16 protein-coding genes are annotated in these 19,439 nt (G+C 57.2%); 7 read left to right on the forward strand and 9 right to left on the reverse strand.

Going from position 1 to position 19,439, the window contains the following annotated elements; genetic code table 11:
- Positions 1-43 precede the first annotated feature (43 nt).
- Positions 44-874 carry a substrate-binding periplasmic protein gene (locus tag CU041_RS19830; protein ID WP_101248197.1) on the reverse strand — a complete coding sequence of 277 codons (831 nt, stop codon included), beginning with the start codon at positions 872-874 and terminating at the stop codon, positions 44-46.
- 528 nt (positions 875-1,402) lie between these two features.
- On the reverse strand, positions 1,403-3,169 hold the full coding sequence (locus CU041_RS19840; protein ID WP_101248199.1) for a DEAD/DEAH box helicase: 1,767 nt from the start codon (positions 3,167-3,169) through the stop codon (positions 1,403-1,405).
- A 379-nt stretch (positions 3,170-3,548) separates the two neighbouring features.
- Between CU041_RS19840 and CU041_RS19845 the strand changes: the two genes are divergently transcribed.
- Positions 3,549-5,219 carry a methyl-accepting chemotaxis protein gene (locus CU041_RS19845; protein ID WP_101248200.1) on the forward strand — a complete coding sequence of 557 codons (1,671 nt, stop codon included), beginning with the start codon at positions 3,549-3,551 and terminating at the stop codon, positions 5,217-5,219.
- A 114-nt stretch (positions 5,220-5,333) separates the two neighbouring features.
- On the opposite strand, the gene CU041_RS19850 is transcribed toward CU041_RS19845, so the two are convergent.
- Positions 5,334-6,194 (reverse strand): prephenate dehydratase, encoded by an 861-nt coding sequence (locus CU041_RS19850; protein WP_101248201.1) that lies wholly within the window; start codon positions 6,192-6,194, stop codon positions 5,334-5,336.
- Positions 6,195-6,299: 105 nt separating this feature from the next.
- A complete protein-coding gene (locus CU041_RS19855) occupies positions 6,300-7,040 on the reverse strand; it encodes a 3-deoxy-manno-octulosonate cytidylyltransferase (protein WP_101248202.1) in 741 nt (246 codons plus the stop codon).
- 356 nt (positions 7,041-7,396) lie between these two features.
- Here CU041_RS19855 and CU041_RS19860 point away from each other — a divergent pair, with 356 nt between their 5' ends.
- The 3 genes from CU041_RS19860 to CU041_RS19870 all read left to right on the forward strand — a co-directional run bounded on the left by CU041_RS19860 (position 7,397) and on the right by CU041_RS19870 (position 10,422).
- A complete protein-coding gene (locus CU041_RS19860; protein ID WP_233433192.1) occupies positions 7,397-8,026 on the forward strand; it encodes a c-type cytochrome in 630 nt (209 codons plus the stop codon).
- 187 nt (positions 8,027-8,213) lie between these two features.
- Entirely contained in the window at positions 8,214-8,996 is a 783-nt protein-coding gene (gene hisN, locus CU041_RS19865; RefSeq protein WP_101248203.1) for a histidinol-phosphatase, read from the forward strand.
- A 199-nt stretch (positions 8,997-9,195) separates the two neighbouring features.
- A complete protein-coding gene (locus tag CU041_RS19870; RefSeq protein ID WP_101248204.1) occupies positions 9,196-10,422 on the forward strand; it encodes a cation:proton antiporter in 1,227 nt (408 codons plus the stop codon).
- Between the two features lie 345 nt (positions 10,423-10,767).
- Here CU041_RS19870 and CU041_RS19875 read toward each other — a convergent pair whose 3' ends face one another.
- From CU041_RS19875 to CU041_RS19895, 5 genes are all read right to left on the reverse strand, one after another.
- On the reverse strand, positions 10,768-11,433 hold the full coding sequence (locus CU041_RS19875) for a LysE family translocator (RefSeq protein ID WP_101248205.1): 666 nt from the start codon (positions 11,431-11,433) through the stop codon (positions 10,768-10,770).
- The gene (locus CU041_RS19880; RefSeq protein ID WP_101248206.1) at positions 11,433-11,930 is read right to left on the reverse strand and encodes a DinB family protein; all 498 of its coding nucleotides are present in this window, start codon (positions 11,928-11,930) and stop codon (positions 11,433-11,435) included. Before CU041_RS19880 ends, CU041_RS19875 begins: the two co-directional genes overlap by 1 nt.
- Positions 11,931-11,969: 39 nt before the next feature.
- Positions 11,970-12,893: a DMT family transporter gene (locus CU041_RS19885; protein ID WP_101248207.1), complete on the reverse strand. Its 924-nt coding sequence runs from the start codon at positions 12,891-12,893 to the stop codon at positions 11,970-11,972.
- A gap of 683 nt (positions 12,894-13,576) precedes the next feature.
- Entirely contained in the window at positions 13,577-15,652 is a 2,076-nt protein-coding gene (locus CU041_RS19890) for a potassium/proton antiporter (protein ID WP_233433193.1), read from the reverse strand.
- 143 nt (positions 15,653-15,795) lie between these two features.
- On the reverse strand, positions 15,796-16,257 hold the full coding sequence (locus tag CU041_RS19895; RefSeq protein WP_101248208.1) for an Lrp/AsnC family transcriptional regulator: 462 nt from the start codon (positions 16,255-16,257) through the stop codon (positions 15,796-15,798).
- A gap of 167 nt (positions 16,258-16,424) precedes the next feature.
- Here CU041_RS19895 and CU041_RS19900 point away from each other — a divergent pair, with 167 nt between their 5' ends.
- Genes CU041_RS19900 through CU041_RS19910 form a run of 3 tightly spaced genes read left to right on the forward strand, consistent with a single transcriptional unit; the run spans position 16,425 to position 19,379 of the window.
- A complete protein-coding gene (locus CU041_RS19900; protein ID WP_101248209.1) occupies positions 16,425-17,456 on the forward strand; it encodes a DMT family transporter in 1,032 nt (343 codons plus the stop codon).
- Positions 17,449-18,393 carry a DMT family transporter gene (locus CU041_RS19905; RefSeq protein ID WP_101248210.1) on the forward strand — a complete coding sequence of 315 codons (945 nt, stop codon included), beginning with the start codon at positions 17,449-17,451 and terminating at the stop codon, positions 18,391-18,393. The genes CU041_RS19900 and CU041_RS19905 overlap by 8 nt, the downstream gene beginning before the upstream one ends.
- Before the next feature lie 26 nt (positions 18,394-18,419).
- Positions 18,420-19,379 carry a DMT family transporter gene (locus tag CU041_RS19910; RefSeq protein WP_233433194.1) on the forward strand — a complete coding sequence of 320 codons (960 nt, stop codon included), beginning with the start codon at positions 18,420-18,422 and terminating at the stop codon, positions 19,377-19,379.
- Positions 19,380-19,439 lie beyond the last annotated feature (60 nt).

Consider the following 19,439-nt stretch of genomic DNA (forward strand, 5'->3'; position numbering starts at 1 on the left):
GGCATGTGAAGAACCGGCACGCAGGTCAACCGTTAGCTTTGCGTTAATTGGTGTTTTCGCCCCAGCGGCGGATGCTGGCTTCGAGCATGTTTTGCATGGCGTCATCGGCCAGCAGTTTGAGAATCGCCTGGGTGATGCGGCCGCGCAATGCGCCGGTATTGCATTCGGAGCGGTGCGACATGGTCAGATAGAGATTTTCGGTACTGACCGGGGTCTCGTAGCTGCGGATATTGGTGATATGTTCGCGCGCCGCCACGGCCTTGCCGGGGAATTCTTCGTAAATCAGATATTCACCGCGATTATAGGACAGCATGCGCAAGCCCTGTTCGAGGCTGGGCACTTCGGTAATGCTGAGATTTTGCGCCGCATAGGTATCAAAATCCTGACCGAAGCTGTTATTGATCACGGTCAGGCCTTCGAGCCCGCGCAAATCAGACCAGTGTTGATAATTGAGATCAAGATTATCGCGGGTCCAGATGACGGTGCGCGTCCCCTGAAACGCCGGATAGAAATAATCCATATATTCGAGCCGCGGCAGTGTCAGGAAAGCCCCGGCGATCATATCAAGGGTGCCGTCACGCATGCTTTGCTGCACACGGCCCCAACTGCCGGCATGCAAGACTTCGATCCGCACCCCGGCCAGTTCACCAACCTGTTTGAGAAAGTCGGCCGCCGCCCCTTCGAGGTGCTGTCCATCAGCCGATTGCCATAGATAAGGCGGGTAGTCCGGATTGCCCGATGCCAGAAGATGGCCGCAATCGCGCGATCCGTCAGCATTCCGTTTGAAATGCCCGGTTCGCTCATCTGCAAATGCGATATCTGCACCAAATGCACAGGCCATCGCCGCAGCCAGGACGACCAACATCCTTTTCATGCAGAGCCAACTCCTTGTTACCTCAGCCATGGCACGCCGACATTCCCCATATGTGGTGAGACACCACCAGAATTTCCCGAGGGGCCGGTCGATTATTTTGACCTGCCAGACATCCGCCGTGCCGATCCGTTCCACCAAACCGCGCCAGAGCCCGTATCACGGCCTCAAATCACTGGTCCAAATCACCGGCCCGAAACTTGGTCCGGGAATCGGCATCGAACATCAAAACCATGGCAGCAAATCCGCACACCAGACCGGTTTTCAGTCAAGTCGCCATCAAGCCATCTGCAACCTGATCGCAACCTGACTGCAACCTGACTGCAAACCATCCGTAAATCGCCGACCATCCCCCTATAAAGGATAGGTGTTTGGGTTGGAATTTACAGCTTTTGTTTTCAACCAGGAATCGAAAACGAAAAAGCCGGCCTTAACAGCCGACTTTTTCTTTGATTTCCGGACGTTCCGAAGCGCAGAAGCTGGGCTGTGGAACGTTATATCCGTATGCGATCGTGCGAGATCAGCCTGTAATCAGGCCGAACGACGCTTCATGCCCTGATTGCCACCACGGCCTTCGGAGCGGCGCGGGCGATCAGAGAAATCACGGCGTCCGCCGTCACGACCGGCATCACGGCCACCATCGCGACCACGGAAATTGCCACCGCGATCACCACGCGGCTTGTCGGCAAAACGACGTTCGTCACGGTTGCCGCCTTCGCCGCGACCTTCACCACGGGGGCGGAAGTTGCCACCGCGATTGCCACCGCGTTCTTCACGATCACCGCGCGGTGCACGATCATCATTGTCAAAGCGCGGTTTGCGATCATTGCGGAATTCGCGGTCATCACGACGCGGACGATCGGCAAAATCACGACGGCCACCGTCACGGGCACCATCACGACCGCCATCACGGCCACCGAAACCGCGCGCTGCGCGTTCACCCTGGAAGCCGCCTTCGCGGCCACCTTCACGGGCGCCATCGCGACCGGCATCACGACCGCCGCCAAAGCCGCGACCACGACCACCGTCACGGCCACCGCCGAAACCACGACCACGGCCACCATCGCGACCGCCGCCAAAGCCGCCACGACCGCGACCACCAAAGCCACGACCAGCGCCTTCACGGCCACCTCGACCACCACCGGAACGCGGCGGCGGGGGCGGAGCATGGAATTCGTGATCTTCGTCGATATCGACATCCTGCTTGATGATGCGTTCGATGTTGCGCAGCAGACGAATGTCACGCGGTTCGCAGAACGAAATCGCGGTACCTTCGGCGCCACCACGACCGGTACGGCCGATACGGTGGACATAGCTTTCCGGATCGTGCGGCAGGTCATAGTTGATGACATGCGTGATGCCCGGAACGTCAATACCACGTGCAGCAACGTCGGTCGCAATCAGAACCGGGAAACGGCCATTGCGGAAGTTGCGCAGGATTTTCTGACGGATGCGCTGCTGTTTGTCGCCATGGATCGCGTCACTGTCGACACCTTCATCGCGCAGCTGGAACGACAGCTCGTCCGCATCGGCCTTGGTTTTGGTGAAGACCAGAACACGTTCGACTTCGTCACGGTTCAGCAGCTGAACCAGAAGCGACATCTTGTCATGGCGTTTCACGAACATGCCACGCTGGGTCACACGTTCGGTCACGCTTGATTGCGGGGCGGTTTCGACCTTGACCGGGTCTTTGAGCAGACGGTCGGTCAGATGTTTGACTTCGGCCGGCATGGTTGCCGAGAACATCACCGTCTGGTGGTTGTTCGGCAGCAGTTCGGCAACGGTCAGAACATCTTCGGAGAAGCCCATGTCAAGCATACGGTCGGCTTCATCAAGGATGAAGACTTCGACATCGTCAAAGCGAACCGTGTTGCGCGACATGTGGTCAAGCAGACGACCCGGGGTCGCAACCAGGATATCAACGCCACGGCGCAGTTCCTGAATCTGCGGGCCCATCGGCGAGCCGCCATAGACAACAGAAGAAAACAGGCGGATGCCTTTTTTGAAGTCACGCAGGCACTGGCCGATCTGGGTCGCCAGTTCGCGGGTCGGCGCAAGAATAACGGCGCGCGGCTGACCCGGTTTCGGACGCTGCGGGTTTTCAGCAAGACGCTGCAGCAACGGCAGGCAGAAAGCGGCAGTTTTGCCGCCACCCGTATGGGAAATACCCATAAGGTCACGCCCTTCGAGAAGTGCCGGGATCGTCGCAGCCTGGATTTCGGTCGGCGCGGAGAAACCAGCAGCTTCAACATTGCGCAGCAGGGGCTCGATCAGGTTGAGCCCATCAAAATTCGTCATAAAGGATAGCCCTTCGTTTATCCGGTCGGCGCCATGTTCACGCCAATGGTGCCTGCTCAAACGCAGTCGAGACCGGTGCATGGCAAAGCAGCCACTGCGTCGGACCCTGCATGAGAGGCAAATGATGTGAGGTTACGACGTCATCACGTCGAAACCGCCCTCGCCTTGTTCATACAGTTCCTGACAGCTCATTCTGTCTTTGCAAGCGAAGGAATGAGCCGGGTGATACAGATGTCTTGCGCATAAGTCAATCAAATGCCTGCGCCGGGCAGCCATGCAAAAACGCGCAGATGACACATTCAACCAAGGCGATTTACGGTTTCGTTTACGATTTGCGGTAAATAATTCAATCGCCACAATCGCTTGTAAGGGGAAAGTTATGCGGTTCCGGGTTGTTACGGGGATATTTTCCATTCCCGCCATTTGTTTACTTGTGCTGCTTGCCATCATCGCAACGGTCGCACTGAATTACCAAACCAGCCTTCGTAACGGGAAATTCGAACAGATTTCCCATCTGACCGAAGGCGCTGTGACCATCGTCAACAGCTATGTCGCCAAAGCCAAAAGCGGCGATATGAGCGAGGACGAAGCCAAGGCTGCGGCATTGGCAATCCTGAATGCCTATCGGTTTGACGGCGCGAACTATATCTATGCGTCCGATTACAGCCATTGCATGGTGCTTGATCCGTTAAGCCCCGAAGATGTCGGCAAATGCAACCCCGACAGCAAGGTCCGCAACATGATCGTCAATACCGCCAAGGCCGGCGGTGGCATCATCACCTATGAAACCAAGAAACCCGGCGAAGGCGACAAGCTGATTGAAAAGGCCGCCTATGTCCGCCCGATCAAGGAATGGGGCTGGGCGCTGGGTGCGGGTGTCTATATGGATGACGTGCAGTCGGAATTCATGTCGATCATCCAGCATATCGCGGTCATTTCGATCATTGCCATTGTCATTGCAGGGTCCCTGTCCTGGGTTGTCGGCACGCGAATCACGCGCAGCATCGTCGGTTTGAACAGTTCAATCCGCACAATCGCCGAAGGCAATTACGATGCCCCGGTCGAAGTCGAATCGCGTTTCGTTGAAATCGGCGATATGGCGCAGGGCGTTCTGGCATTGCGTGACAAATCCGCACAGGCACAGAAACTTGAATCCGATGCGGCCGTTCAGAAGCAGAAAGCCGAAGAAGAACGTCGCAGCAATATCCGGTCAATCGCCCAGAAACTTGAAAGCGAAGTTGGCGGCATTGCCGGGGCACTTGACCGTTCGATCCAGCGCAGCAACGATCTTGCGATCAGCATGGCCCACAATGCCGACGGCATCCTGGGTCAAAGCCAGCAGGTGGCATCGGCCGCCGGTGAAGTATCGCAGAATGTCGATGCGGTTGCGGCCGCGACCGAAGAACTTTCATCCTCGATCACGGAAATCAACGTTCAGATTTCCCAGATGTCGCACACTGTTGAACGGGCAACCGATGAAAGCCAAAGCGCATCGAACGATGTTGCCGGCCTGTCGGAAACGGTCGAGAAGATCAAGGAAATCATCGGCCTGATCAATGACATTGCCGGCCAGACCAACCTTCTGGCCCTTAACGCAACCATCGAGGCGGCCCGTGCGGGCGAAGCCGGCAAAGGCTTTGCCGTGGTGGCAAACGAGGTCAAGAACCTTGCGACCCAGACTGCCAAGGCAACCGATGAAATTGCCGCCCAGATCAATGCCATTGTTGATGGAACCGAACGTGCCGTAACCGGCATTTCACGGGTTTCGGAAACCATCGAACAGGTGCGCAGTGCATCCACCGCAATTGCCGCGGCCATCGAAGAACAGGGTGCGGCGACCCAGGAAATTTCGGGCAACGCAAACCGCAGTGCGGATGGCGTGAAACAGATTTCCTATAGCGTTGATGAAACCATGAAGAACGCGCAAAGCACCACCGATGATGCCGACGAACTGAAATCGGCATCGGCCGAACTTTCGAACCGTTCGGCCGAGCTGACCCAGATCATTCATCGGTTCTCGGGCGATCTTTTGAAACAGGCCGGGGATTGATCCCGACCCGATCAACCGACTTTGAACGACATTAAACAAGAAAGGGCCGAACGATTTCGTTCGGCCCTTTTTTCATGTCTGACGTCAAGGGTACGAAACGCACCGCCCCAATGATCATTCTGCGGGAAGGTCATTTTCCTTGCGGAACGGGTGAGCCGGATAAACGCCCAAAATGCGAACTTCGTGCGAGAAGAATTGCAGTTCTTCGAGCGCGTGGCGCAGACCAAGCTGTTCGGGATGGGCTTCGACTTCGGCAAAGAACTGGGTCGCGGTGAAGTGGCCTTCGACCATGTAGCTTTCAAGCTTGGTCATGTTGATGCCGTTGGTGGCAAAACCGCCCAGTGCCTTGTAAAGGGCGGCGGCAACGTTGCGCACCCGGAAGACGAAACTGGTCACAACCGGGGTGCCGTCATTGGCGATATCAAGCGGCTCCCGGGCGAGAATGATAAAACGCGTGGTGTTGTGGGCGGCGTCTTCGACCTCGGTACGCAGCACATCAAGGCCGTAAATTTCAGCCGCCAGAACCGGGGCAATCGCGGCAATGGATTTATCGCCGCGATCGGCGACTTCCTTGGCGCAGCCGGCCGTATCGGGACCGACCACCGCATTGACACCGAGTTCCTTGCGCAGTTTGCGACATTGGCCAAGGGCGTGCACGTGGCTGTGGATTTCCTTGATGTCTTCGATCTTTGTGCCCGGTACGGCGACCAGCGCATGGTTAATGCGCAGGAAGGTTTCACCGATAATATGCACGCCCGATTCCGGCAGGATGTGGTGCACATCGGCGACACGCCCGGCCAGGGTGTTATCAATCGGGATCACCGCCAGTTCGACTTCGCCTTCTTCCAATGCACTAAAGGCGCCTTCAAAGGTCCTGTAGGGTACTGTCGTTGCACCCGGAAAGGCGCGACGGGCTGCCTGATCTGAATAGGCACCGTGCATTCCCTGAAAAGCGATCCTTTGTTGCGCTGGCATCTGGCTGTTTCCTGATAGTTTAGACGGACTTGTATCAACCGCCCCGAACAGGCGGCCTGATAGAAAACCCCAATTGGGGCGCGAACTCAATCCAATGTTTGGAAATCAGGCCCCGAGAACCTGACGGGCCCGTTCGAGATCTTCGGGCGTGTCCACGCCAAGCGGCACGCCATCCACCAGCGCCACCGCAATCACCATGCCGTTTTCAAGCGCACGCAACTGTTCGAGCTTTTCACGGCTTTCAAGTTCGCCCGGCGGCAGGGCAACAAAGCGGTCCAGTGCCGCACGGCGATAGGTATAAAGCCCGATATGATGATAAAGCGGCCCGTCACCATAAGGCGCGGTCGCGCGCGTGAAATAAAGCGCCCGGGCAACACGGCCATTGCCAAAGGCGGCCACCGCCTTGACCACATTGGGGTTGGTGCGTTCTTCAATGCGGGTGATTTCAGCAGCCAGCGTTGCAATATCGACCGCCGGATCATTAAGCGGTTCAAACACGGCGCGGATATCGGCGGCATCAATGGTCGGCAGATCGCCCTGCACATTGACGACCGCATCATATTTGCCGTCGGGATCGAAAGTTTGCAGCGCCTGATGAACACGATCCGATCCGCTGGGCAGATCCGGGTCGGTCAGAACCGCGATACCCCCGGCCGCTTCGACCGCATCGGCAATTTCCTGTTCGGCACAGGCCACCAGAACCGGGCCAATCGCGGCCTCGTTCGCGCGTCGCCAGACCTGAACGATCATGGGTTCCCCGCAAATATCGGCCAACGGTTTGTTGGGCAGGCGGGTAGAGGCCATGCGGGCAGGAATTACAACAACTGGATTGCGCGGCGTCGACATTTTGGAACTCCGGTCAGGCATAAATTCCCTGTGTTTGATCTCGCGCAATGCGTGTTCGATCAACGCGATGGCAAAACACGGGTGTGAATCGGCGCGACATTAGCCGGTTTTGGGGAGTTTACGAAAGACGGAAATGTTTTTCAGATGCTACTAGACGAAAGTTCTAGAGCATCCGTTTTCGCCTTGGTGTTTAAGAAAGGTTGATGCAAATCGCTGAAACGTATAGTTTCCCACCGAACAGTTTTGCCTGCGGTAACATGTGTGTTTCTCAACTACGAGGATTGCCAGGGGGGCGCATGGATGAACTGACTATAATGAGAAACCTGAGAGTGATTAGGCTGTAACGGGGTCCCGTCATGAACACGATGGAAATCAACAAGATCGTCGCCGGAGTCATCTGCGCCGTACTTCTGGTAGTGGTTGTCGGCAAAATTGGTGGCGCACTGGTTCATCCCGATGAACTGGAAGCACCGGTTTATCCCTTCTCCGAGGATCTGATGGCGGGTGCGAGTGCCACGACCGCAGCAGCACCGGCTGCGCCGGCCGGCCCGGAACCGATTCTTGCGATGCTGGCATCGGCTGATCTTGCCGAAGGCGAAAAAGTCTTCAAGAAATGCGCATCCTGCCACGATGTCGAAAAAGGCGGCCCGAACAAGACCGGCCCGAACCTTTATGGAATCGTTGGTGCGGCCTTTGCGCATAAAAGCGACTTCTCCTATTCCGATGGCATGGCCAACCATGGCAGCAATTGGGGCTTTGAGGAGCTGAACGAATTCCTTTACAAGCCGCGCGATTACATCGATGGCACGAAAATGAGCTTCGGCGGCCTGAAAAAGGCATCTGATCGTGCTGCTGTCATTGCATGGCTTAATACCAAATCCGACAATCCGCTGCCGCTGCCCGATCCGGCAGAAGCTGCTGCGACCGAACAGGGTGCTGCCGAAGAAGCTGCTGCACCGGCCGAAGGTGAAGCTGCTGCGCAGTAAGCGGATGTGACGTCGTCAGATTTTTCTGATCAGACATTGATTTTTCACAGGGGACAGGTAACTGTCCCCTGTTTGCGTTTGGTGGTCGCGTTTTTGCCGGGACCAGCAGGCAGATGTTATTTGCCGGCCCGATATCGGGTGTTCTGGCAGGCCCTTTGATGCCAACTTCATTCAGGAATGTGCTTTCATGGAAAATCTCGACCGCTTTTTAGAGATCGCCCACAAACTGGCCGATGCGGCCCGCCCGGTTGTGCGCAAATATTACCGCACCCCGGTTGCCGTCGACGTGAAAGCAGATGACAGCCCGGTCACCATTGCCGATCGCGAAGTCGAACGCACCATGCGCGATATCCTGAATGCCGAATTGCCCGATCACGGCATCCTTGGCGAAGAACACGGGCGCGAAAATATCGATGCCGAATATGTCTGGGTTCTTGATCCGATTGACGGCACCAAATCATTCATTTCCGGCAAGCCGAGCTTTGCCACCCTGATTGCACTTTGCCACCGGGGCAAACCGGTGATGGGCATTATCGATCAGGCGATCACCGATGAACGCTGGGTCGGGGTGATGGGCAAGCCCAGCACCATGAACGGTGCCGAAATCAGTGCGCGTGAATGCGAAGACTTGGCAAGTGCGACCTTCTTTACCACCGCGCCCGAACTTTTCCGCGACAAGACGTTTGCCGCCTATCAGGCGGTTTCCAAACAGTGCCGGGTTCCGATGTACGGGGTTGATGCCTATGCCTATGGGCTGACCGCGCTTGGTCTTGCCGATACAGTGGTTGAATGCGGGCTTCAGGCCTATGATTTCTGTGCGCTGGTGCCGGTCGTCGAAGGGGCTGGCGGGGTGATGACCGACTGGTCGGGCAAGGAACTTGGCATCGACAGTGCCGGTGATGTTGTCGCAAGCGGTGATGCGCGCTGCCATGCCGATGTTCTTGCCACCATCAAGGGCGCGATGGCGTAATCGCACACGGTTTCCGACCCGCCAAACAATCAACGATCCGCCCTGCCCGATCGCTGGGCGGCTCTACTGTTTGCTCCACTGTTAACTCCCTTGGCTTCGGCCCACCCCGATCCGTCGGCGCAATTGTTATTTCACGGTTTTTCGGGCACACTTTTGCGATGAAACAACCAGTCGGGGAAACAACCAGTCGGGTCGGGCGATGTTTGAATGGGTGATCATTCTTTTTCTGGGATCGGGGCTGGTTTACGGGCTGTTTTCCCGCCGCCTGCAACGGCGCAATATTTCATCACCGATGATGATGGTTATAAGCGGGGCACTGATTGCCTTGCCGCTTGGCATCTGGCATGAGGCGCCACTTCGGGCGCTGAGTGGCGGGCTTCATTTCGCCACCCGTTTTGCCGAGATGACGCTTGCGATCATTCTGTTTCTTGATGCTGCGGTTCTGAATTATCGCAAGGAACAGGCGGCCAAGAACATTGCGTTGCGGCTACTTCTGATTGGTTTGCCGCTGACCATTTTGGCGACCTGGGGCTTTATTGTCGGGCTTGATGACAGTGTGCGGCTGATCCCGGCACTTATTCTTGCACTGATTGTCAGCCCGACCGATGCCGCCCTTGGCCGTCCGGTTCTTGAGAATCGGGACGTGCCCGACCCGGTGCGCCAGGGCATCAATATCGAAAGCGGGCTTAATGACGGGCTGGTCTTGCCGGTCTTTACCACGGCGGTTTTGCTTGAAGCCAATCTTCTAAGCAACGGGCATCAGGGCTGGATCAAGGAAGCGTTGCTTGAAATTTCGGCAGGTGCCGGGATTGGCATCGGATGCGGGTTTGTGCTGGGCAAGATCGTCAATCATGTGGTGACCCGCGACATGATTGTTGACCGGTTTGAACGGCTGCTGGGTGTGCTTGCCGCGATCCTGATTTATCTTTTGGCCGAACAGCTTGGCGGCAACGGCTTTGTCGCGGCCTTTGCCGGGGGGCTGTCGCTTAATATTTCCAGTGACCGGGTGCGCGACACCATCGAAAGCTTCGGCGAGGCAGAGGCAGAACTTCTGACCATGCTGACATTCTTTGTGTTCGGGATGATTGTCGTGCCGGCGGTGTATGAAAGCTGGACCTGGGAGATGCTGGCATTCTCGGTTGCAAGCCTTGTGATCCTGCGCCCGCTTTGTGTGTGGATCTGCATGATCGGGTCGCCCTACAGCCCGGGGGAAAAGCTTTATATCGGGTGGTTCGGGCCGCGCGGGATTGCCTCGGTGATCTATATGCTGATCATGGCGACCCTGATTGATCCGGGCGAATTCATGCCGCTTTTTGCCGCCGGAACCATGATCATCTGCATCAGCATCGTCGCCCACGGCATCAGTGCCGCCCCGGCATCGCGCGCCCTTGTGCGCTATCTGGCAAAAAGATCCGCCAAGGATTGAGATGCCACCATTGATCCGCCGCCGTGGCTGGAATGGGGGGCCGGGATGGAGAATTGGCTTGTCTTTCGCCAGCATCCCATATCAGGCATGTGACCGGACCTTCATGACTGATGCTCGTGCCTGATGCATGTGGCCGGTGCTTGTAACCGGTGCCGCCCTCCAATAGCTGAGGCCAATACGTCCCCTGCCCGGCCCGCCAATACAGACCGGGCGCGCGCATGACAAATCACGGCACGGCATGGCCCCGCGAGATGCCGGATGGCGCAGGATGGTGAGGGCGCAGGGTGGTGATGGCGCCGGATTACGACGGAGGGTGAAGGAGGCCTTCCGGGGTGCAAGGCCCGACTATTGCTGGCTGATGGCCAGCCGTGCGCCAAGGGTAATGAACATGGCACCAAGGGCGCGCTGCAACCATGCGCCAAGTTTTCTGTGGCCCCTGATCCGAATGGCTGCCGCCGCGACCATCAGGACAAGGCTGCTTTCAACCACAAGCCCGATCAGATTGACGACAGATCCCAGCACCAGAAACTGCATCGCGCCATCACCGCTGTGCGGATCAACAAATTGCGGCAGAAACGCCATGAAAAAGATCGCGACCTTGGGGTTAAGCACATCAATCATCACGCCCTGTCGCCATGCCTGAAAGACCGTCATCGGCCTGGTGGAAATGGCAATGGCCGGGGTACTGTCATCATTCCCATCACGGCCCGGTTTACCTGCAAAGCTTGCGCGCAACGCCCCGATGCCCAGCCACACCAGATAGGCCACCCCGACCCATTTGACGATGGCAAAGGCAAGGGCCGACGTCGCAAGGATCGCCGATAGACCAAGAGCCGCAGCCAAGACATGCACAAAGGCGCCCGACACCACGCCAAAACTCGAAAACAGTCCGATCTTGCGGCCATGCACGGCGGTTTGGCCAACGATATAGGCCATATCAGGCCCCGGCGAGATATTGAGCAAAAAGGCCGCCATCAGAAACGGGCCATATTGCACCAGAAGATCGAACATCAAAGCTGCTCGCGGCCATAATAGATCAGATCGATTTCAAGCGCCTTGCCACCGGCCTCAAGCACCATGCTGGAAACCTGTCCGCGATGGTGGGTCTGATGATTGAACATATGACCCAGCACCAGATCACGCGGCATGGTATAGGCCCCGGCGGTGACCGACTGATAGGTCAGATCCGATGCAATTACATCGTCAGTCAGGGTTGCGATGAAATCGGTAATGTCCTGATCCTGTGCGATGCGCGCAGCACGCAAATCATCAAAATCGGCAAACAGAATGGTATCAAGCGCCATGGCAACCGGTGCGCCACTGAGCCGCGACAACCACAAGCGATCAGCGACCAGAAGATGGTTCAGGGTACGCATGATCGACGGAAAGAACGCCCGGCGCGGCGCATCAAGTGCGGCAGGCGGCAGGGCGGCACAGGCATCATAGACATGCCGGTTGGCCCAGGCATTGTAATCTGCCAGACGCTTGAAATAGGCCACACTGTTCATTCTGATCTCCGTTGACAGGCGGTTGCGCGACCGCAGTGCTCAGGGCTTGAGCCCGGTCGGACTACCGGCAACCTGTTCAAGCACGGCCGCGGCCGGTTTGGGAACACGTTTGGTCAGAATAACCACATTGCCCACCAAAGTCAGGCCCACACCCCAGATGACGTGGCTGGTCCAGTGGAAATCCTCAAACCAGGTCGACAGCAACAGTGCCACCACCGGAAACATCACCGAACTATAGGCCGCCCGATCCGGCCCGATCTTGCCCAGAAGGGTCAGATAGAAGCCGAATGCCAGCACCGATCCAAACAGCGACAGATACACAAGGGCCGCGATAAAGCTTGGGCTGGTATCGAAGGTCACCGGAATCCCGGCAAGCCCGATATAGGCAAACAGCAGAACCGAGCCATACAGCATGCCAAAGGCATTGGCCTGCAACACCGGAATGCCGCGCTCATGGTTGCGCGCCGAGGCCATATTGCCAAGCGATGCGATATAGCTCCCGGCAAGCGACACCAGAAGGCCGATGCTGCCCCCGGTCGCCAGATCGAATGCCGCAAGATCATCGGCAAATACCATCGCAATGCCCGAAAGCCCGATCGCCGCCCCGATCAGGGTACGGGTTTCGGGACGACGGCGGAAAAAGATCACGCCATTAACCATGTTCATGATCACGATGGTCGAAAACACCACCGCCAGCAGACCTGATGTCAAATGCGCACTGGCAACATAGATCAGAACATAGTTCAGCGAAAACAGGCACACCCCGAGTGCCGCCATGAAGAAATGATCGCGCATACCAAACCGCATCGGCAAACGACGCACCACACACCAGGCCATCAAAATAACGGTCGCCAGCGCAAAACGCAGGGCCACGGCGACTTCCGGCGCAACGGTAAGCTGATACTGAATGGCGATCCAGGTCGATCCCCAGATTAAAACGACAGCGGCATAAAGACCGAACATGGTCGGGGTGCTCCAAAAGAATTGAAGCAGCAATTTAAGCCAGAACCCACCCCGCACCAAACCAGCATTTTTGATCCATGCATTAGTCCAGCTAATGCCAATCCGCCCAATCTAATGCATCAGGCATCGAGGTTTGGCAGCGAACTGAATGGGGCGTGGGTTGGGGGAGGCGCGGGTTGGGTTCGTTCCAGTTCCAGGTGTAGGTCTGGTTCTGGGTCTGGGTTTGGGTTTGGGGTCAGCTGTGGGGCGCAGGGTTGGGGCTAAGTTTCGAGGTTGGGGGGGCTGGCTGTATATGGAGGAGCCTTGGAGTTTGGCTGTGGGAGTTGGATGCGGCGTTGTACTGTCGCCGTGTTGTGATGGGGTTTTGGCCGTGACTGGTGCCGGAGCTTTATCCGGGCTGCCGTATTAGCCGTTGGGCCGCGGTCCGGGTTCGGTTGGGGGACGAGGTGATCGCGCAAGGGAGATTGATGGTGAATGGCCGTTGATTGGCAGCATCGGTGGGAGGCATGGGATTTGCCGGGGATTTACCGGTCAGAGGGGATTGCCGGCGGGACCGGTCGCCGATGGCAACGGGCGTGACGGGTGACTTCAGGTGCAGGTGCAGGTGCAGGTGCAGGTGCAGGTGCAGGTGCAGGTTTGTCTATTCCCTGCACCTGACCGATCAAGGTAATTTATGGCCGGTTTCAGGCTTTTTTGCCCGGTGCCTTGGTCGTCGATGATGTGTCTGCGCCATCTTTTGCCGCCGTCGGAGCGGGTGTTTTCGCAGCGTCGCTGGATTTGTCATCGGGTGCCGAGGGGTCGGGTGGGCTCGACGCGCGGTCCGGGTCGGGATTTGCATCCTGATCCGGATCCGTAACCGGGTTTTCTGACGGATCACCGGCAAGTTCATCATCGCTGTCAGGATAATCCGTCGGCAACGCCGTGGCCGGGGTTCCGGCAGTCAAAGCCGCATTCTTTTCCGCGCGTTTGCGTTTCTGCCAGTCTTTCCAGATTTCAAGCAATTCAGCGCGTGACTGGAAGATCGGGATGCGGCGTTTGGGTTTGGCTTTTTGCTGTTCAACGGCAAGGCCGACTTCGATCACGCCATGTTCATCATCGGTCCGGCGCACGATCAGCTCAACCGTTCCGTAAGGCACACGATCGCCCAGTTCGACATCGCCAGACAGATCGCGTTTGAGGATATCGGCCACCGTCAGTTCGGCATCGTCTTCGTCCACGGCAAAGCCGTACAGACGGCCGATATCGGCAATATGGGTATCGGGCGGGAAGCTGAAATCGCCAAACAGGTCGATGTCATTGGCCCCCTCTGCCGGGCCGGCAAACAGCTGATCAAGCAGTTCGACATGGCGCGGCGGGGTGATGATATAGACCTGATCACCCGCCTGGATATGACCGGCCGAATGCGGGCGCAAAGAAGCACCATCGCGCAAAATCAGGCTGGGCCGTGCCCAGCGCGGAATGCGCTGACCGGTGGCAACCGCACTGGCTTCGTGCACGCGATAGACCACGATTTCCTGATTGGCATTGCCCGGCAGTTCCAGATCGATACGATCGACCGGCCCGTGACGGGGCGGCACGATTATGCCCAACCATTTCGCAACCCGCCGGATCGTCCAGCCCTGCAACAGAAGCGACGTGATGACGACGATGAAGGCGGTATTGAACAGAAGCTGGCCTTCGGGGATGCCTTCGACCATCGGCACGATGGCAAGCAGGATCGACACCGCCCCGCGCAAACCGACCCACGAAATAAAGGCGGTATCATTGCGCGAGAAATTAAAGAACATCAGGCACAGCCACACCGCGACCGGCCGCGCGACAAAGACCAGCACCAGTGCCAGGATCACACCCGGAACAATCACCGCCCCGAATTCGGATGGTGTTGCCAAAAGACCGAGCGTGACAAACATCGCGATCTGGGCAAGCCAGGTGGTGACATGCTGAAAACGCCGGACGCCAACACTCATATGCATCTTGCTGTTACCGGCAAACAGACCGGCGACATAAACGGCAAGAAATCCGCTGCCGCCCAGAATACTGGTCGCACCAAACAGGGCCAGCGCACAGGCCATGGTAATGATCGGCACCAGACCCGGTTCAAGTTTGACACGGTTGATCATCTGAACCAGCGCATAGCCGCCAGCCACACCAAACACCGTGCCAAGCCCGATTTGCAGGATGAAACGTTGCAGCAATTCAACAGCGATATTGTCGCCACCGCCCAGAATGATCAGTTCGACCAGCGAAATGGTCAGAAACACCGCCATCGGGTCGTTCGAACCCGATTCAACTTCCAGCGTGCTGCGCGTACGATCACGCAGATTGATCCCGCCGACCCGCAACAGGAAAAACACCGCCGCGGCGTCCGTCGAACTGACAATCGCCCCGAACAGCAATGCCACCAGCCAGGGCACATCGAGCACCAGCCAGGTCACACCGCCAATCACAAAGGTCGTGATCATCACCCCGATCGTGGCCAGCACCAGTGACGGGGCAGCGGCAATTTTCAGCGTTCGAAGCTGGGTTTCAAAGCCGCTGTCAAACAGGATCAGGGCAAGCGCGATCGAGCCGATAAAATAGGCCAGCGGCGCATTGTCAAACATGATGCCGCCAATGCCGTCTTCACCGGCACCAAGGCCGACAAACAGAAACACCAGCAGCAATGGCGCGCCGACCCGGAAACTGACAAGGCTTGTGAAAACCGCGACCACAACCAGAATCGATGCAATCAGGATTACCAGATTCATCGATTCAATCATGTTGGGGCTCCTCTGTCGGGAATGTCAGAACGGGATCAGTCGGCAATTCGCATCGCAATATCGCATCAGATACTTAGGAAATGATGACCGGAAATGCCACCACAGCAGATAGTTCCGAATTTCGTCCGAATTATGAAAGCCGATCAGTCATTTTCCAGTTGAGCCGGAACAAACATGGTTTCCTTTGCCGTCGACAGGGCAATTTCCGGAAGCACTTCGACAACGCCGGGCATTTCCTTGATCGTGTCGGAAACAAAGCTTTCGAGATGGGCGGTATCGCGCAAACGCAATTTGACCAGAAAATCAAACCGTCCAGTCATGTGATGACATTCAAGTACCTCGTCGGCCTTGATCAGCGATTTGACCAGTTTCTTGTTGCCCTTGGCCGGGTCGGTGCGAAGCCAGACCATGGCGGTCAGTGCGCGACCGATTGCCTGCGGATCAACCGCAATGCGATAGGCCTGAATGACCCCCTGTTCGCGCAGTTTGCGCACCCGATCATTCACCGCAGAAACCGACAATCCCACCTTGGTCCCCAAAACCGAATAGGACAGCGATGCGTCTTCCTGCAGGATGTCGATCAATTTGCGATCAATAGCATCCATTTATCTTCCCCCTGATGGATTATTGTCGACGGCCCTGATCTTACACGAAAAGCCGGCTTGCGCGAACTGTTCGCCAAAATCGGTGGGGCTGCCATGCGCAATTAGTATGATAAATCGCGCCGTGCAGACTGGATTTTTTCCAAAATCACGCTTATTCGTTGAGGATAATGGTTTTTTCACGCGCCACCACCGACAACACAGCCCTTAAGGGCGCCCTGCTGATGATTACTGCCGCGCTGTGTTTTGCGGCCATGGCGGTGCTTATCCGTTATGTCACGCGTGATGTTCATCCGTTCGAGGCGGCATTTTTCCGCAACTTTTTCGGCCTGTTGCCGATGGTGCCCTGGCTGATCGGCAATGGCCTTGGCGGATTGAAGACCGAACGGTTCAAGTTGCATTTCCTGCGCGGGGCATTGGGGTTTGGCGCGATGTCGTGCCTGTTTACCGCGCTTGCGATCACGCCGGCCGCCCAGGTGATTGCGATCAACTTTACCCTGCCGATCCTGACCACGGTGCTGGCTGCGATCATTGTGCGCGAAACAGTACGCGCACGACGCTGGAGTGCGGTTGCCATCGGCTTTGTCGGGGCCATGGTGATTATCCGCCCGTTCGGACAGGATTTTGAAACCGGTGCGATCCTGGCACTTTTTGCGACCCTGTTCATGGCGTGCGCGATGACGACGGTCAAAATGCTGTCGCGTACCGATAGTGCCAATGCCATCGTGACATGGATGGGGCTGGTCATGACGCCTCTGTCGCTGCCGCCTGCGATCTATTTCTGGCAAACGCCGAGCCTGTGGCAATTGTTCATCATGTTGCTGATTGCGGTCACGGGAACGGCTGGCCAGCAGCTTCTGGTGCGGGCCTATCGCACGGCCGATCAGTCTTATGTGATGATTTTCGACTTCCTGCGCCTGCCCTTTGTCGCGGCCATGGCCTTTGTGATGTTTGGCGAGGTGGTTGATCTTTGGACCTGGGCCGGGGCGGCATTGATTATCGGGTCGGCCCTTTATATCGCAAGGCGCGAAGCGGTTCTGGCCAAGCGCGCCAAGATGGCCGCCCGTGTCCCAACCACGGCCCCGGCCGATCCGCAAGCCATTCCGGCAACCAGACCGGATCGCCCCGAACAAAGCCCGGCTGATACCGATCAGCACAGTAATACCGGCGACAACAGACAGGAAAGAACACCCGATGCGTGATCGGTTCAACGCCCTTCCCCCTTATTTGCAGGCATCCGTCTTTGGGGTGATGGCGTCGATCAGTGCAGCGATTTTTTCGGTGTTTGTCCGACTTGCCACCGAACATATCGATCCGCTTCAGGCGGTGTTTTTCCGCAATCTGTTCGGACTGATCCTGATTGCGCCCCTGGCTTTTCGAAGCGGTCTGGCGCCGCTCAAGACCCGGCGTCTGCCAATGTTTGTGTTGCGCGCCGTGCTGTCGATGGGGGCAATGAGTTTCTGGTTTTCCGCGATTGCGGTAATGCCGCTGGCCGAGGCAACGACATTGAACTTTACCGTGCCGCTGTTCGGGACGGTTCTGGCGGCGATTTTTCTGGGTGAGCGGATCCGAAGATACCGGGTTGCGGCCCTTCTGGCCGGTTTTTGCGGGGTCCTGATCATCATCCGCCCGGGCAGCGAAACCATGCAGGTCGCCAGCCTGCTTCCGATTGCAGCAGCAATTTGCATGGCCAGTGCGGGATTGACGATCAAATCACTGTCACGCACCGAAAATCCGACGACGATCATTCTTTACATGATGGCCCTGACCACGCCGATGACCTTGATCCCGGCCTTGTTTGTCTGGCAAACACCGAGCTGGACGGCGATCGGCCTGATGGCGGCGGGGGCGTTCATGGCCAACATCACCCAGATTTGCAACACCAACGCATTCCGGGTTTATGATTACGGCTTTGTCATCGGGTTCAATTATTTGCGCCTGCCCTTTGTGCTGGTGATTGCATTGGTGATGTTTGGCGAAGTGCCCGAAATCTGGCTTGTGCCCGGTGCGGGACTGATTATCGGTGCGGCCCTGTTCATTGCGCGCCGCGAGGCCAAGCTCAATCGCGAAGCCAACCGGATCAAGCGTGGCCCGTCATCAACCGCAAGCGATCTTGACCCGCCGCCAGCCAAACCCTGATCGCCCCGCAACACAAAGGTTCCCTGATGATGCCCGGTTCAGTGACAACATGGTTTGAAGGCCAGCCTGCATCGATCCGGGCCAGTTTCTTTGCGCTTGCCGCGGCCGTCCTTGCGGCCTGTTTTACCCTGACCATCCGGTTTGCCACCGCGGAAATCCATCCCTATCAGGCGGTGTTTCTGCGTTTTGCCTTCGGGCTTTTATTGATGGTGCCGATGGTGATGAAGGCCGGGGTCGCAACCCTTGTCACCAGGCGCCTGCCCTTATTCGGGGTGCGCGGCGTTCTGTCAGCCGCCGAGATGTGTTTGTGGTTCATGGCCGTGCTGTATCTGCCGCTGGCCGAGGCGACGACGCTTAATTTCACTGTGCCGCTTTTTGGCACCATTCTGGCGGCTCTTGTCTTGCGCGAGACGGTGCGTATTCACCGCTGGCTGGCGGTTGTGATCGGTTTTGTCGGGGTGGGACTGATCATTCAGCCCGGAACCGATGCCATGCAACCGGCCAGTCTTTTTCCGATTGCGGCGGCCATGTGCATGGCCTGTGCCGGGATGATCACCAAGCAACTGGTCAGCACCGAAAGCACCACCTCGCTGCTGTTTTATCTGATGGTGATTACGACCCCGGTGTCATTGATCCCGGCACTTTTTGTCTGGCAGACGCCAAGCTGGACGGCCATTGGCCTGATGGCGGTAGCAGCCCTGATGATGAATGTGATGCAGATCTGTAACGTCAAGGCGTTGCAGCTTGCCGATTACAGCTTCTTTGTCGGGTTTTCCTATTTGCGATTGCCGATTATTGCCATCCTTGCCCTGATCCTGTTTGGCGAAGTGCCCGATATCTGGATCATTCCGGGCGGGGCGATGATTATCGGGGCGGCAATTTATGTTGCCCTGCGTGAACGCAAACTTGCGCGTAAAACGGCCAATGACAACAGCGTGACCATCCCGGCCCAGGACCCGCAGGGCGAAACAACCCCGCGCAAATAATCCGGTTTTACACGATTCCCGCACCGTTAAAATGGCGTGACAGAATAGCCTTGCCCGTTA

Source organism: Thalassospira povalilytica, assembly GCF_002844235.1.
Classification (GTDB): Bacteria; Pseudomonadota; Alphaproteobacteria; order Rhodospirillales; family Thalassospiraceae; genus Thalassospira; species Thalassospira povalilytica.